This is a genomic window from Mesorhizobium sp. M1403 (genome assembly GCF_040317695.1).
Taxonomy (GTDB): domain Bacteria; phylum Pseudomonadota; class Alphaproteobacteria; order Rhizobiales; family Rhizobiaceae; genus Mesorhizobium.
In genome coordinates, this window is record NZ_JAMYKY010000001.1 from 37,116 (window position 1) to 50,881 (window position 13,766).

At 62.1% G+C, this 13,766-nt stretch carries 12 protein-coding genes, 1 other RNA gene and 1 pseudogene; 7 read left to right on the top strand and 7 right to left on the bottom strand.

What is annotated here, in order from left to right; translation table 11 throughout:
• Positions 1-55 precede the first annotated feature (55 nt).
• Entirely contained in the window at positions 56-4,210 is a 4,155-nt protein-coding gene (locus tag NKH01_RS00210; protein WP_353018426.1) for an AsmA family protein, read from the top strand.
• An 11-nt stretch (positions 4,211-4,221) separates the two neighbouring features.
• Here NKH01_RS00210 and NKH01_RS00215 read toward each other — a convergent pair whose 3' ends face one another.
• Entirely contained in the window at positions 4,222-4,467 is a 246-nt protein-coding gene (locus NKH01_RS00215) for a winged helix DNA-binding protein (RefSeq protein ID WP_353018428.1), read from the bottom strand.
• Between NKH01_RS00215 and NKH01_RS00220 the strand changes: the two genes are divergently transcribed.
• A complete protein-coding gene (locus tag NKH01_RS00220) occupies positions 4,351-4,623 on the top strand; it encodes a CBS domain-containing protein (protein WP_352814692.1) in 273 nt (90 codons plus the stop codon). The two genes, NKH01_RS00215 and NKH01_RS00220, sit on opposite strands and share 117 nt — an antisense overlap.
• A 3-nt stretch (positions 4,624-4,626) precedes the next feature.
• Here the strand turns inward: NKH01_RS00220 and NKH01_RS00225 are convergent, their stop codons facing one another.
• From NKH01_RS00225 to NKH01_RS00240, 4 genes are all read right to left on the bottom strand, one after another.
• Positions 4,627-4,848, bottom strand: coding sequence for a ribbon-helix-helix domain-containing protein (locus tag NKH01_RS00225; RefSeq protein ID WP_023720823.1), 222 nt, complete (start codon positions 4,846-4,848; stop codon positions 4,627-4,629).
• 20 nt (positions 4,849-4,868) lie between these two features.
• Positions 4,869-5,072, bottom strand: a complete 204-nt coding sequence (locus tag NKH01_RS00230; RefSeq protein WP_353018429.1) for a DUF4169 family protein — start codon at positions 5,070-5,072, stop codon at positions 4,869-4,871.
• Positions 5,073-5,090: 18 nt separating this feature from the next.
• Positions 5,091-5,627, bottom strand: coding sequence for an SspB family protein (locus NKH01_RS00235; RefSeq protein ID WP_023676707.1), 537 nt, complete (start codon positions 5,625-5,627; stop codon positions 5,091-5,093).
• A 134-nt stretch (positions 5,628-5,761) separates the two neighbouring features.
• Positions 5,762-6,451, bottom strand: a complete 690-nt coding sequence (locus NKH01_RS00240) for a TetR/AcrR family transcriptional regulator (RefSeq protein ID WP_352639714.1) — start codon at positions 6,449-6,451, stop codon at positions 5,762-5,764.
• 167 nt (positions 6,452-6,618) lie between these two features.
• Between NKH01_RS00240 and NKH01_RS00245 the strand changes: the two genes are divergently transcribed.
• Both NKH01_RS00245 and NKH01_RS00250 read left to right on the top strand, forming a co-directional pair.
• Positions 6,619-7,824 (top strand): multidrug effflux MFS transporter, encoded by a 1,206-nt coding sequence (locus NKH01_RS00245; protein WP_023720819.1) that lies wholly within the window; start codon positions 6,619-6,621, stop codon positions 7,822-7,824.
• A gap of 102 nt (positions 7,825-7,926) precedes the next feature.
• Positions 7,927-8,796 (top strand): annotated as a pseudogene (locus NKH01_RS00250) (LysR family transcriptional regulator); the annotation flags it as partial.
• Positions 8,797-8,814: 18 nt separating this feature from the next.
• Here NKH01_RS00250 and NKH01_RS00255 read toward each other — a convergent pair.
• Positions 8,815-9,555: an SDR family oxidoreductase gene (locus tag NKH01_RS00255; protein ID WP_353018431.1), complete on the bottom strand. Its 741-nt coding sequence runs from the start codon at positions 9,553-9,555 to the stop codon at positions 8,815-8,817.
• A 405-nt stretch (positions 9,556-9,960) separates the two neighbouring features.
• Here NKH01_RS00255 and NKH01_RS00260 point away from each other — a divergent pair, with 405 nt between their 5' ends.
• Entirely contained in the window at positions 9,961-11,757 is a 1,797-nt protein-coding gene (locus NKH01_RS00260; protein WP_353018433.1) for an acetolactate synthase 3 large subunit, read from the top strand.
• Positions 11,758-11,840: 83 nt separating this feature from the next.
• Here NKH01_RS00260 and ssrA read toward each other — a convergent pair.
• Positions 11,841-12,196, bottom strand: a transfer-messenger RNA (tmRNA) gene (ssrA, locus tag NKH01_RS00265).
• Between the two features lie 162 nt (positions 12,197-12,358).
• Here ssrA and NKH01_RS00270 point away from each other — a divergent pair.
• Both NKH01_RS00270 and NKH01_RS00275 read left to right on the top strand, forming a co-directional pair.
• The gene (locus NKH01_RS00270) at positions 12,359-12,670 is read left to right on the top strand and encodes a DUF2853 family protein (RefSeq protein ID WP_353018435.1); all 312 of its coding nucleotides are present in this window, start codon (positions 12,359-12,361) and stop codon (positions 12,668-12,670) included.
• Positions 12,671-12,783: 113 nt separating this feature from the next.
• Complete coding sequence (locus NKH01_RS00275; protein ID WP_352482986.1) at positions 12,784-13,578, top strand: thymidylate synthase; 795 nt, start codon at positions 12,784-12,786, stop codon at positions 13,576-13,578.
• The last annotated feature ends 188 nt before the right edge of the window (positions 13,579-13,766 follow it).

Sequence of the window (13,766 nt, forward strand, 5' to 3'; positions counted from 1 at the left end):
GACACGCTGATGCGGGTAGAGTGCGGCTGATTTTCAATCAACCGCTTCGGAGTTCATGCTCGCACGCCTGTTCGTGATCTTCGGTGGGCTTCTCGTGCTGGTGCTGTGTGCGGCGCTGGTGGTGCCGTACTTTGTCGACTGGACGGGTTATCGCGCCGATTTCGAACGCGAGGCGAGCGCCGTTCTTGGCCGCAAGGTGACCGTGCGAGGCGATGCAACGGCAAGGCTGCTGCCGTTTCCCTCGGTGACCTTTTCCAACGTCGCCGTCGCCGGTGGCCCCAACGGCCAGCCGGCGATGACCGTCGAAACCTTTTCGATGGATGCAGAACTCGCGCCATTCCTGCGCGGCGAGGTGCTGATCTTCGACATGCGCCTGGTGCGGCCGAAGGCGACGATCGACATCGCCGCCAACGGCACGGTCGACTGGACGATACGGCCGTCCTCGCCGTTCGATCCCGGCCAGATCTCCATCGAGAAGCTGACGGTGACGGAAGGACAGATCGCGCTCAGCCACGCCGCCGGCGGCCGTAGCCATCTTATTTCCGAGATCAACTCGACGATCTCGGCCAAGTCGCTGGGCGGCCCCTGGCGGATGGACGGCTCCCTGTTGCTGGACGGGTTGCGGACCACGATCGCCGCTTCCACCGGCAAGGCCGAACCGGACGGGCAAATGCGGCTCAGGCTCAAAGCCGGTCCGGATGACTATCCGCTGGTCATCGAGACTGACGGCAATGTGGGCCTCGTCGAGGGCGCCGCGGTCTATTCGGGCCAGTTCAAGATATCGGGCGCAGACCAGACTGTAGCGCAGTTGCGCGGCACCGACGGCGAGGCAGTGAAAGTCAGCGCCGGCAAGCCGGATCCGGGGTTCAGGCTGAACGGCAAGTTTTCGCTCGACCACCAGGAGCTCGGCGTCGACGAATTCCGCTTCGAGACCGGACCGCTCGACAATCCCTACACCGCCGATGGCAAGGCTGCGGTCGACCTTGGGCTGAAGCCGCATTTCTCGATCAAGGCCAATGGCGCACGGGTGCAGTTCGACGAGGCCGTGGGGGCGGCGGCCGGTGCCGGATTGACGCTGTCCGAGCGGGTGGCGGCGCTGGAGCAGGCGCTGCTCGATCTGCCGAAGCCGACCATACCGGGCACGGTCGAGGTGAGACTGCCGGCGGTGGTGGCAGGCGACACGACGGTTCGCGACGTGCATCTGTCCGCCGAACCGGCCGAGGGCGGCTGGGCGGTGAAATCGCTGGCCGCCACGCTGCCCGGCCGCGCCAAGCTGGAAGCCAATGGCATGGTCAGCGTCGAGGATCATTTTGGATTCACCGGATCGCTGCTTCTGGCTGTGGCGCAGCCCTCCGGCTTTGCCGCCTGGCTGTCGAAGGACGTCGACGAGGCGATCCGCCGCTTGCCGGCCGCCGGCTTCAAGGCAAAAGTAGATTTGAGTGAAAAGCACCAGGCCTTCAGCGATCTCGAACTCATCCTCGGCAAGGCGAAGTTCTCCGGCCGCATCGATTCCACCCAGCCCGAAGACACAAGGCCATCGGTGCTGATGCAACTGGAAGGTGGCGAACTCGACGTCGATGGACTCGCCGCCTTCGCCTCGATCTTCGTCAGCGACAAGGGAGCCAACCGCTTTTCCGACCGCGACCTCGATTTCCAGATCAAGGCCGGGCCGGTCAGCGCAGGTGGGTTGACCGCCGATAGCGTCGACACCGCGCTTAGATTGCGCGACGGGCTGCTTGAGATCGACCGCCTGTCGGTCGGCGGACTTGCCGGCGCCTCTATCAGCGCCACCGGCCGGATCAAGGACTTCCCGGCGAGCCCGACCGGGAAGCTCGACGCCTCGGTGGTCGCCGTCGACCTCAAGCCGCTGATCGACGTCGCCGTCCGGCATTATCCGGACAATGCGGTGCTGAACGGGTTGGCGGCGCGGGCCGCTGCCTATCCGGAGCTGTTCCAGGATGCGCGTATCGACGCCGTCACGAGTGCCGCAGACAATGGCGACGGTACGACGGGACTGGCAATGAGCGCACAGGGCAGGGCCGGTGGTTCGGCCTTTTCGGCGTCGCTGTCCGGCAAAGGGGCGCTCGACCGGCCCCTCGAAGCGCCGGTGACGTTGACCTTCAATGCCCGGAACGCCGACGCCACCGCACTTCTGGCGCTTTACGGGTTGCCGGCGCTGCCACTCGGCATGCTCGGCGAGGCGACCACCGACGTCTCGGCCAAAGGCACACTTGGCGGCGGCCTGGCGACACGCTTCAGCCTGGCCGGCAACGACTTCAAAGCTGGTTTCGACGGGACAGTTGCCGACACGCCTCAGGGCGCGGCCGCCAAGGGCAAGGTCAGCCTGGAAACGGCCGACATCGAGCCATGGCTGATGACGACCGGCGTCGGCCTGCCTGGCATGGGGACCGGCATGTCGACGTCGCTTGCTGCCGATGCCGACTACGGCAATGGTCTTTTGGTGCTGAGCGGCCTCAACGGCGCCGTCAACGAAGCGGCGGTTTCCGGTGACGTAAATATCGACGTCAAGGAGGGGCTGCCGCATCTTGCCGGCGCGCTGTCGCTGGACGAGCTGGACCTCGATCCGATGGCGGTGATGCTGTTCGGCGACCAGGCCTTCCTCGTCAATGACGGGGCCTGGCCGACGGCACCGTTCAGCCAGAAATCCAGTTTGCCATTTACCGCCGATCTCGATCTGACGGCGGCGTCGCTTGCCGCCGGCCCGCTTGCCACCGCCTATGACGCTGCGCTTTCGCTGCAGCTCGACCAGGAGGGCATCCGTGTTTCCGACCTCAAGGCAAAATTCCTCGGCGGCGAGTTGAGTGGCCTGTTCGAGCTCAAGAACAATGACGGCACCGGGCTTTTCTCCGGTCAGATGAAACTCGCCGGCTCCGATCTGGCAGCCGTGCTGCCGGAGGCCGGTTTCAGCGGAAGCGGCGATTTCTCGACGGCGCTTTCGACCAGCGGCAAATCGGTCGACGCGACGGTCGCGGCGCTGTCCGGTTCCGGCACGGCGACGCTGAAGGGCATGACTATTGCCGGCTTCAATCCCGATGCCTTTGGCGCATTCATCGCCAAGGCCGACGCGATAGGGCGCGATATCGACGCGTCGAAGACTGCCGGCTTCGTGCCGCAGATCGCCGCGGCGGGAAGTTTTCCGGCGCAGGACACCGATATTGCCTTCACCATCGCCGGCGGCACGCTGAGGGCGCCACCGGTCAAATTCGAAAGCCCGGGCGCGACGCTGTCCGCCGACATCACCGCCGATCTGAATACCAGCACCGTCGATGCCAAGGGCGAGATCGCCTACCGACCCGGCGACGAGGCGTTGGTCGGCTCCGAACCAATTTTGAATTTCAGCGTCGACGGTCCGTTCGGCGCCATCAAACGGCAGTTCGACAGCGAGCCACTGGCACAGTTCCTGACCCAGCGTGCGCTGGAAAAGGAGCAGCAGCGGGTCGAAGCCATGCAAGCCGCGCTGCTCGAGAAACAAAGGCTGCGGCGTGAGGTGCGCTACTACGCTGCCCTGCAAACCGAGCGTGAAAGAGCGGCGGAGGAACTGCGCAGGCAACAGGAAGCAGCGCGGCTGAAGGCCGAGGCCGACGCCAAGGCAAAGGCCGAAGCTGAGGCGCAGGCCCAAGCCGAAGCGGAGGCGAGGGCGCAGGCTGAAGCCAAGGCGAAGGCTGAAGCGGACGCTAAGGCACAGGCCGAAGCCGAGGCTCAGGCCCAAGCCGAAGCGGAGGCGAGGGCGCAGGCTGAAGCCAAGGCGAAGGCTGAAGCGGACGCCAAGGCAAAGGCCGAAGCTGAGGCGCAGGCCCAAGCCGAAGCGGAGGCCAGGGCGCAGGCTGTAGCCAAGGCGAAAGCGGATGCAGCGGCGAAGGCCGAAGCCGAGGCCAGGGCGAAAGCCGAGGCGGCTGCAAAGGCCAAAGCGGATGCCGAAGCCAAAGCCGAGGCGGCGCAACAGGCTGCCGAGGAAGCAGCGCAGGCCGAAGAACAGCAACGCCAGAGGGCGGAAGAGGCGTTGCGGATCGCCTCGGAAGAGAAGGCAAAGCTCGACGCCGAACGCAAGGCCGCGGCGGAGCAAGCGCAGAAAGCAGAACGGGCGCCACCGGCCGCAAATAACGTGCCACCCTCAGTGCCGCCCCCGCCAAAGCTCAAGTTCGATCCCTCGTCGATCGACGATCTGCTAAAATCGCTGAATGGCGGGTGACGGCGCATCCCTTATGCGTCGCGTCCAGCAAGCAAGCGCTTCAGCATCGGCTCGATCCGCCCGAGTTCGTCGAGATGAGCGGCTGACAGATCGGCGAGACTGTCGTCGGCGCGGTCGGTCAGCCGCAGCAGCACGCGGCGGTGGTCCTCCTCGTCGTGGTCCCTCGCGACGAGCCCGGCTTCGCAAAGACGGTTGCCTATCCGGATGAGTATCTCGAGGGCCCCTCCGACAAGCTGCTGATGGCGAACGTGTCCCATTTGCCCGTCGTCACGCGAGAAAATGCGCGGCTGGTGGGCTATGTCGGCTGGAAGGACCTGATGCGTGTCAGATCGAAGAAGCAGGCCGAAGAACGCGACCGCTCGGCTTTGCTGGGCTTCCGTATCCGGCGCAGGAAACAAGATAGCGTTGCCTGAAGGCTACAACTTGCGGCGCTTGGCCCAGTCCAGCACATAGAGCCTGAGCGCCGAGGAGAGGTTCGCATCGCGCGGGCGGCTCTCGTCGATTTCGGCGACAAGCGCGGCGAGCGTCAATTTTCGCGCGGCCGCGATGGCGACCAGGTCGTCGTAAAAAGGCTTTTCGAGCGAATAGCTGGTGCGGTGGCCGCGAATGGTGACCGAGCGCTTTTCGACCGGGCTCACGCGACGATCCTATTCACACTTCAAGCATCGGATTTGTCCGAATCGCCGGATTTTTCGCGGCGATGGCCGGCGACGAATTTGTCGGCCTTCTCGGCGATCAAGCGGTCGCGATCCCGGCTGGTTTTGGAACGGCCATGCAGCGCCCGGTTCTGTTCGGCCAGGCGCTCCTTCTCGGCTCGCGCCTTCTGCTTGCGTGCCTGATGGAGATTGACGATCTCGGCCATGTCACGCCGCCCGTCGGGTCACTTCTTGCGGAAGGCGTCGAGCGACACCACGTCGGCCCCCTTGGCGCCGGCGTCGGCCGCGGCAGGCTTCTTTTCCGCCTCAGCGGTTTTCTTCTTCGTCTCAGGCTTTTTCTCGGCGACGATGGCCAGCGGCTCGGGAGCAGGCTTGGCCTTTGTCTCCTGTTCAGCCGGGGTATCCGTCTTGACGTCGAATTCGAGCTCGAAGTTGACGGACGGATCGTAAAAGCCGCGTACGGCCGAGAACGGGATTTCCAGTTTCTCCGGCACGTCGGAAAACGACAGCCCGACCTCGAAGCCGGTGTCGCTCACCTTCAGGTCCCAATATTGGAACTGAATAACGATGGTCATCTGTTCGGGATAGCGTTCGCGCAGCCGCGAAGATACGCGCACGCCCGGCGCGCCGGTGAGAAATGTGATGAAGAAGTGATGGTTGCCTGGGAGACCGGTGCGCGCGACCTCGGCCAGGACCTTGCGCATGACGCCGCGCAACGCCTCCTGGGCCAGAATGTCGTAGCGGATGTGGTCGTCGGCCATGTGGCTGTCGGCTTCCGTTGAATCGTCCTGATAGCTGTAATCAAGCTTGAGCGCGGCGTAAACCGGATATAGATCGCCGGGGTGCGGAAGCGAAGCCTGTTGGCGACGATTTGATCGCCAAACGGCTTTGATCGTCAAGCGCTGGCGAGCACGCCCTGTTTGCTTGCTCGGGCCACAGGCTGCCGCTTGCCGAAGGCGCGCAGGAAGGTGCGCACGCCATTTGTCGCCGATTGCACCACCTCGTCCTCGGTCGGTGTACCGCCGAGCATGAACGTCGTCTGCAACTCGGCATTGGCAAGCGCCATGAACTGGCGCGCTGCGACATCGGGATCGTCGATATCAAGGAAGCCGGCATGAGCGAGGCGGGCGAAACGGGCGGCGATCGCCGGCCATGTCCTGCCCGGTCCTTCTTCGCGCCATTCGGCGAAGAGCTCGGGGTAGCGCTCGCCCTCGCTCTGGATCAGCTTGCGCAGGAATTTTCCGTCGCGGTTGCAGATGCAGTTGTGGTTCATCCGGACGGCAAAGGCGATGAGGTCGGCCTCGAGATCCTTCGGCCGATCGGGAAAAGTGGAGATCGTGGCAAAGATGCCGGCATTGCAACGTTCGGTGAGTTCGCGGACGATGGCAACGAAGAGTTTTTCCTTGTCGCCATGATGATTGTAGATGGTCTGGCGGGAGACGCCGGCTTCGGCGGCAATCATGTCGATATTGGCACCGGCGAAGCTTTCGCGGCAGAAGACCGAGGCGGCGGCGTCGACAATTGACATCCGCTTGGCCTCATGGCCCCGCGGCGGGAAAATGTCAGGAGAAACGTTGGCCTTCATGCAAAACTATATAGAGGTGGTTGACGAATTAGACAAGCCTGTCTAAATTTGTGGACTAACACGAGGGGGTTTCGTTCCGCAGAAGAGTCGGAACTCCACGGGATGGAACGTCCTAGGGTTACACGCCGGCCCGCGGCGGCAACCAGAATTCGAAAGAGCCTGCTATCATGAACGCCAAATTCCTCCGCATTGCGGTCGTGCTCGGCCTATTGTCCGCCATCGGCCCGTTTGCCATCGATATGTATCTTCCGGCCTTGCCGTCGATCGGCGAGGATCTGCATGCCGGCACCGCCGCGGTGCAGATGAGCCTGCTGATCTTCTTTCTTTCCATGGGCTTCGGTCAGATCGTCGTCGGACCGATCTCCGATATGGTCGGCCGCAAGCTGCCGCTCTATGGCGGCCTGGCGCTGTTCATGGTCGGCGGCGTCGGCTCGGCGCTGGCCCCGTCGATCGAATGGCTGATCGCCTTCCGCTTCCTGCAAGGGCTCGGCGCCAGCGCCGGTATGGCGGTGCCGCGCGCGATCGTGCGCGATCTGCACACCGGCACCGAAGCCGCCAAGCTGATGTCGCTGTTGATGCTGGTTTTTTCGGTGTCGCCGATCCTGGCGCCGCTGACCGGTAGCCAAATCATCGAGAATTTCGGCTGGCGCGCCGTGTTCTGGACGGTGACGGGCGCGGCTGTGCTCGCCACCATCCTGCTGGCGACCTCGCTCAAGGAGACGCGGCCGGTCGAGGAGCGCGCCGGGTCGTCCTTCGGGACGGCACTTTCCGGCTACCGCTTCCTGATGGGCGACCGCAACTTCCTTGGCCTGACGGCCATCGCCGGCTTCGGCATTGCGAGCTTCTTCGTCTATCTGTCGAGCTCGTCCTTCATCCTGATCGACCATTACGGGCTGTCGCCTTCGGTCTACAGCGTGTTCTTCTCGATCAATGCGGTTGCCTTCATCGGCATGTCGCAGCTGACCGGGTTGCTGTCGGAGCGGTTCGGGCTGCAGCGCGTGGTACGCGTCGCGGTGACCGGCTATGCGACGACGATGGTGGTGTTGTTCGCGGTGATGGCCTCGGGTGTCGACCGGCTCGACGTGATGGCGGCCCTGCTGTTCGTCGGCTACGGTTTCCTCGGCCTGGTTATCCCGACGACGTCGGTGCTGGCCATGGAAGAGCATGGTGAGATCGCCGGCACGGCGTCGGCGCTGATGGGCACGCTGCACTTCGCCATCGGCGCGGTCGCCATGGGTGTCGCCGGCGTGTTCTTTGACGGCACGCCGCTGCCAATGGTGGCGGGCATCACGCTCTGCGCGGCGATCTCCTTCACGCTGGCCAAGGTAACGCTCGGCCGCAGCCGCGAAGCTGCGGAAGCGCCGGCGGAGTAAGCTTCTCCTAGCGAGACAAAAAAGGCCGGGCGATGTTCCCGGCCTTTTCACGTTTGCGATCCCGGTTCAAAGCAGCCTATGCCTATATGACGGGTTCAGGACATGCAGCTTCGACATCTCAAGACATTCGTGGCGGTCGCCACCACCTTGAACATCACACGCGCCTCCGAGCGGGTTCATCTTGCTCAATCGAGCGTGACCGAACAGATCCAGGCGCTGGAAGCCGATCTGGGCACGTCGCTGTTCGACAGGTCACGGCGTGCCTTGAAGCTGACGGCGGCAGGACAGCGCCTGCTGGACTACGCAAACGATCTCCTCGACCTCGCGGACGAAGCCCGTTCCGCTGTCGCCGACGCGAGCGGCACGGTTGCCGGTCGCCTGACCGTCGGCGGTCTGGAGACGCTTTGCGTTACGCGTTTGCCAGCCTTGCTGAGCGAATTCCACCGGCGCTATCCAGACGTGGAACTGAACCTCCACGCGGACGATAGCGGCCGGTTGCGTGCCGGCGTGGCCAGCGGTGCGCTGGACGTGTCTTTGCTTTTCGGGGCCGCCCCGATGGCGGCGCCGGAGCTGCGAAGCGAGCAGGTGGCAGAAGAAGAGCTCGTCATCATAATGCCGGCAAATCACCGGTTGGCCGGATATTCTGCTATAACGCCCGACAATCTGGCTGACGAGGCCTTCCTCGTCACCCAGCCCGGTTGCGTCTATAGGCGGATGTTCGACGAAACGTTTGCCGCAACGTTGCCTGACCGTCCAAAACTAGTCGGCGAGTTCGCCAGCATGGGCGCGATACGGAGCCTTGTTGCAGCCGGTCTTGGATCCGCGCTGGTCCCACGTCTCGTGGCTTCTGCAGCTGATGCCAATATCGTCGTGCTGCCTTGGGTTGGAAGCAGCCCGGTGACGCCGGTCACCATGGTATGGCGCCACCGGCGCATTCAAGCGCCGGTCTTGCGGCTGTTCCTCGCAATGGTTCGCGAGGTCTGGCCATCACTAGACCAATCGCTGGCCACCATCGACATGAAGCACGGTTCCGGTGATGAAGCCGTTATGCATCAGGGACGTGATGGCTTGAGCGATGTCGGCTGCCCGGCCGATCCGGCCGACGAGCAGACGCTTTGCCATGGCGTCCAGCGCGACCGTCTTTCCGCTGCCGACGACGGCATCCCAAATCGGCGTGTCGACCCAGCCCGGCGAGACGACATTGACGCGGATCGGCGCCAGTTCGACGGCAAGCGCGTAGGCGAGTGAGCCAAGGGCCCCATTAACGGCTGCCACCACCGAGCCTTTCGCCGCCGGACGATAGGCGGCGATGCCCGAGGTCAGCGTGATCGACCCCCTGGGCGTCAGACGAGGCGCGCCGTGTTTGGCGAGAAGAAGCGGCGCGACGACTTTGGAATCCATCACTTTCCGCGCTATCGAGACGTCCATCTCGGGAAGCAACACATAGACGCCGATGATGTCTGCGGCGGTCGAGACGATGTGGTCGAGCGTACCGACGTCCTCGAACAGGCGCTGGACCTCGTCCTCGCTTGTGACGTCGGCTGCGATCGTCCTCAGCCTTTCCGGGTGAGGCAAGTGCTGCCGTGCGGCCGACAACCGGTCCTCGGAGCGGCCGACGATCGTAACCTCGGCGCCGGCAGCAAGCTGCTGTTCGGCAAGCGACAGCCCCATGCCGGAACTGCCGCCAACGATCAGGATGCGTTCGGGTGTTGGTGTGGTTTCCTGGTTCATCTTTTCTCCATCAGGTAGCTCGCGGGGCGTGACCGACACGCGGCGAGAAACTGAAGCCTTGTTCGACAAAGGCAGGGGAGAAGGGAAACGGGAAGATACGAATGCTGCCATCGGAAATTCCGATGAAGGGAAGCCCTTGGGTTTTCGCCTCGGCCTGAGACGCCTTAGCCTGAGACGTTGACGATGCGCGATTTTCTGTGTTAGCAGCGATGATCATGAAGATCGCTATGGTTCTTGCAGTGGTAGGAAAGCGCATGGGCAGGATGGTGTAACCATCCGGCGACAGCCACCCGTGCGCGACAAACAGGCTCCTGACGGGGCCTTTTTTTATGCCCGAAATTCTTCTTACGCCCGATTTCGGCGATGCCCCGTCAACCCATCCTCATCACGCTACGGGACAGAACCATGACAAGCGATAATTCCATTCAGGATACGAGCAACCGCATGACAGGAGCGGAGATCGTTCTCCGCGCACTCAAAGACAATGGTGTGGAGCATATTTTCGGCTATCCCGGCGCGGCTATTTTGCCGATCTATGACGAGATATTCCAGCAGGACGATCTCAAGCATATCCTTGTGCGCCACGAACAGGGCGCCGGCCATGCCGCCGAGGGTTATGCCCGGTCCACGGGCAAGGTCGGCGTGATGCTGGTCACGTCAGGCCCAGGCACGACGAATGCCGTGACGCCCCTGCAGGACGCACTGATGGATTTAGTGCCGATCGTCTGTCTGTCCGGACAAGTGCCGACAACATTGATCGGCTCCGATGCCTTTCAGGAATGTGACACGATCGGCATCACGCGATCCTGCACCAAGCACAACTCTTTGGTCAAAGACGTCGATGACTTAGCGTCAGCGATCCATAGGGCGTTCCACATCGCCCAGTCGGGGCGACCGGGGCCTGTTCTCGTCGACATGCCAAAGGACGTTCTGTTTGCGTCCGGCATGTACACGCCGCCTTCGGACGTTGCTGCGCTGAAAAATTATCAACCGAAGCTGCAGGGCGACATCAACAAGATCGGCCAGGCGATAGCGCTGATGGCCAATGCCAGCCGTCCCGTTATTTATGCCGGCGGCGGCATCGTCAATTCCGGCCCGAAAGCATCGACATTGCTCCGGGAGCTGGTTCAACTGACCGACTTTCCGGTCACCTCGACGCTTATGGGCCTTGGAGCTTACCCCGCCTCCGGCAAGAACTGGCTCAAGATGGTCGGTCTGCATGGTTCCTATGAGGCGAACATGGCGATGCACGATTGCGACGTCATGATCTGTATCGGCGCGCGCTTCGATGACCGCGTGACCTCGCGTGTGGATGCTTTTTCGCCCAACTCCAGGAAGATCCATATCGATATAGATCCGTCCTCGATCAACAAGAACGTCCACGTCGATATCGGCATACAAGGCGATGTCGGCAATGTTCTGGGTGACATGGTTCGTCTATGGCGCGCATTATCTCAGAAACCGGATGGAAGCCGCCTTCAGGACTGGTGGAGAAAGATCGCCGGCTGGCGCGCACGCAATTCGTTCTCCTATGAGATGAACAACGACGTGATCATGCCGCAATATGCCGTGCAGCGCCTTTACGAGCTGACGAAGGATCGCGACACATACATCACCACTGAAGTCGGCCAGCATCAGATGTGGGCGGCCCAATTCTACGGCTTCGAAAAGCCGAACCGCTGGATGAGTTCGGGCGGCCTGGGGACGATGGGTTACGGCCTGCCGGCGGCGCTCGGCGTGCAGATCGCTCATCCGGACAGCCTCGTCATCGATATCGCCGGCGACGCGTCGGTTCAGATGACCATGAAAGAGCTGTCGACGGCAGTCCAGTACGACGCGCCGATCAAGATATTCATCCTGAACAACGGATATATGGGCATGGTTCGCCAGTGGCAGCAAATCCTTCATGGCAACCGCCTCGCGCATTCCTATTCCGAGGCCTTGCCCGATTTTGTCAAATTGGCCGAGGCGTTCGGAGCGGTCGGCCTGCGCTGTGACAAACCAGCCGACCTTGACGATGCGATACAGGAAATGATCGACGTGGACCGGCCGGTGCTCCTCGACTGTCGTGTTGCCAAGCTCGCCAATTGTTTTCCGATGGTCCGGACGGGCAGAGGGCACAATGAGATGCTGTTGCCCGATGAGGCTACTGGTGAAACATTCGCCGGTGCGATCGACGCGGTCAGCCAGGGGCTGGTATAAACGCCGCGGCGTCTTGAGCGTATCAGGGCGCATAAAAAGCCCAGCCGGCGAGGCCTGCAGCTGCACATATCAAAAAAGGAAGAAATGGAGGTTTCTGTTGCCAGGTACCTCCGAACCCCGCCTAGAAGTGCGAACCACTAGGGCTTGAATTGAAGCTATCGCACCGCTTACGCGGCGAGACGTGCTTCCGCATAGTTGTCGTTGGCAACTATAAGTTTAGCCCGATAACGGTGGTACAATGCCGGGCAAAAGTACGATCTTTACACCTTCGTCGATCCTATTTCGCCCCCAGCAAAAGCCGCTCTTGAGCAGCGGTTTTTGGTGGAGGCGCCGGGTACCGCCCCCGGGTCCGAACGGCTTATTTCATCGCCTGTTTATCACCATAGTCGGTCGAGCCGACGAGGCGAATATAGGGACTGGCGGTGGAAAATGAAAGGCCGGAATGCCACTTTCGTCCGTGTCAAAGTGGATCATCAAGGGGTTGACTTGCAGCCGGTCTCAACCGAAGCTTTGTGGCGGTGAGGAGACCCAGCGCACAGTTGCGGCAGCGCGCCACAATCCTCATCGACCGGATCCCGTGGCGCCGACGAGGGGAAATTCGATGGCCGATTATCTCGCAGACGTAAAAAAATATGATGCGGCGGCGGATGCCGACGCGGTCGCCAAGATCGTCAAGCATCTGGGCATCGCGCTCAGGAACCGCGATTCCTCGCTGGTGTCCTGCACCGACCCGGAGGAACTGAAGCGCGTCAGGAACAGCTGGGTCGCTGGCAAGCTCGGTGTCACCGACGGCGCCAAGGCGGATGCGGCTATCGAAAAGACCTGCAAGGCGATGGCGGCCGACAACACCAAGAGCCGGGTGACGTTCTATTATCTTGTCGCCAAGGATCTGGGCATGCTCGGCTCGCTCTGAACAAACTCGCCGCTGATGCTGGCGAGGCTTCTGCTGGAATTGTCTCGCTTTGCTGTGTTCGGCCGACGGTCATTCGGCTATGATGGCTGACAACCCGAATCGGACCGGAGCCGATGCGCCAGTATCTCGACCTTCTGAAGCATGTGCTGGAAAACGGCGCAGATCGCGGCGACCGTACCGGCACCGGAACACGCTCGATATTCGGCTACCAGATGCGCTTCGACCTGGCCCGCGGCTTTCCGGTCACCACCACCAAGAAGCTGCACCTCAAGTCGATCATCCATGAGCTTTTGTGGTTCCTGGCCGGCGACACCAACATCAAATATCTCAACGATCACGGCGTCTCGATCTGGGATGAGTGGGCCGACGAGAATGGCGATCTCGGCCCGGTCTATGGCAAGCAATGGCGTTCGTGGCCGGACGGCCATGGCGGCGCCATCGACCAGATTGCGAATCTTCTGAAGGAGATACGCAAAAATCCTAACTCGCGGCGGCTGATCGTTTCGGCGTGGAACCCTGCCGAGGTAGAGGCCATGGCGTTGCCGCCCTGCCACTGCCTGTTCCAGTTCTATGTTTCGGAAGGCAAGCTTTCCTGCCAGCTCTATCAGCGCTCCGCCGACATCTTTCTCGGTGTGCCCTTCAACATCGCTTCCTATGCGTTGCTGACGCTGATGGTGGCGCAGGTGACCGGATTGAAACCCGGCGATTTCATCCACACGCTCGGCGACGCGCATCTTTACTCGAACCATTTCGAGCAGGCGCGCGAACAATTGCGGCGTACGCCCAAGGCGTTGCCGACGCTATGGATCAATCCCGAGGTGAAGGATCTCTTTGCCTTCGGCTTCGAGGATTTCCGGCTCGACAACTATTTCGCCGACGCGACGATCAAGGCGCCGATCGCGGTTTAGCACCCTACCTGACTGTGCATATCGAAATTGCCTACTGCGGCTACGCCCTCGGACGTTGTCAGCATCCATCTTGATCGACCGACGTCTGTGGTGCGCGCAACAGATTCCATGCGATATTTTCTTCGACCTCGATACCGCTGTATCTAAAGGAGGTTATCGCAGGCGGAGAAAACCGCAGCTCAGAATGC

Bases quoted from the DNA above. Each gene is read 5' to 3' on its own strand.
- NKH01_RS00210 (WP_353018426.1), top strand. From the start codon at position 56: ATGCTCGCACGCCTGTTCGTGATCTTCGGTGGGCTTCTCGTGCTGGTG.
- NKH01_RS00215 (WP_353018428.1), bottom strand. From the start codon at position 4,467: ATGGGACACGTTCGCCATCAGCAGCTTGTCGGAGGGGCCCTCGAGATA.
- NKH01_RS00230 (WP_353018429.1), bottom strand. From the start codon at position 5,072: ATGGCCGAGATCGTCAATCTCCATCAGGCACGCAAGCAGAAGGCGCGA.
- NKH01_RS00235 (WP_023676707.1), bottom strand. From the start codon at position 5,627: ATGGCCGACGACCACATCCGCTACGACATTCTGGCCCAGGAGGCGTTG.
- NKH01_RS00240 (WP_352639714.1), bottom strand. From the start codon at position 6,451: ATGAAGGCCAACGTTTCTCCTGACATTTTCCCGCCGCGGGGCCATGAG.
- NKH01_RS00245 (WP_023720819.1), top strand. From the start codon at position 6,619: ATGAACGCCAAATTCCTCCGCATTGCGGTCGTGCTCGGCCTATTGTCC.
- NKH01_RS00255 (WP_353018431.1), bottom strand. From the start codon at position 9,555: ATGAACCAGGAAACCACACCAACACCCGAACGCATCCTGATCGTTGGC.
- NKH01_RS00260 (WP_353018433.1), top strand. From the start codon at position 9,961: ATGACAAGCGATAATTCCATTCAGGATACGAGCAACCGCATGACAGGA.
- NKH01_RS00270 (WP_353018435.1), top strand. From the start codon at position 12,359: ATGGCCGATTATCTCGCAGACGTAAAAAAATATGATGCGGCGGCGGAT.
- NKH01_RS00275 (WP_352482986.1), top strand. From the start codon at position 12,784: ATGCGCCAGTATCTCGACCTTCTGAAGCATGTGCTGGAAAACGGCGCA.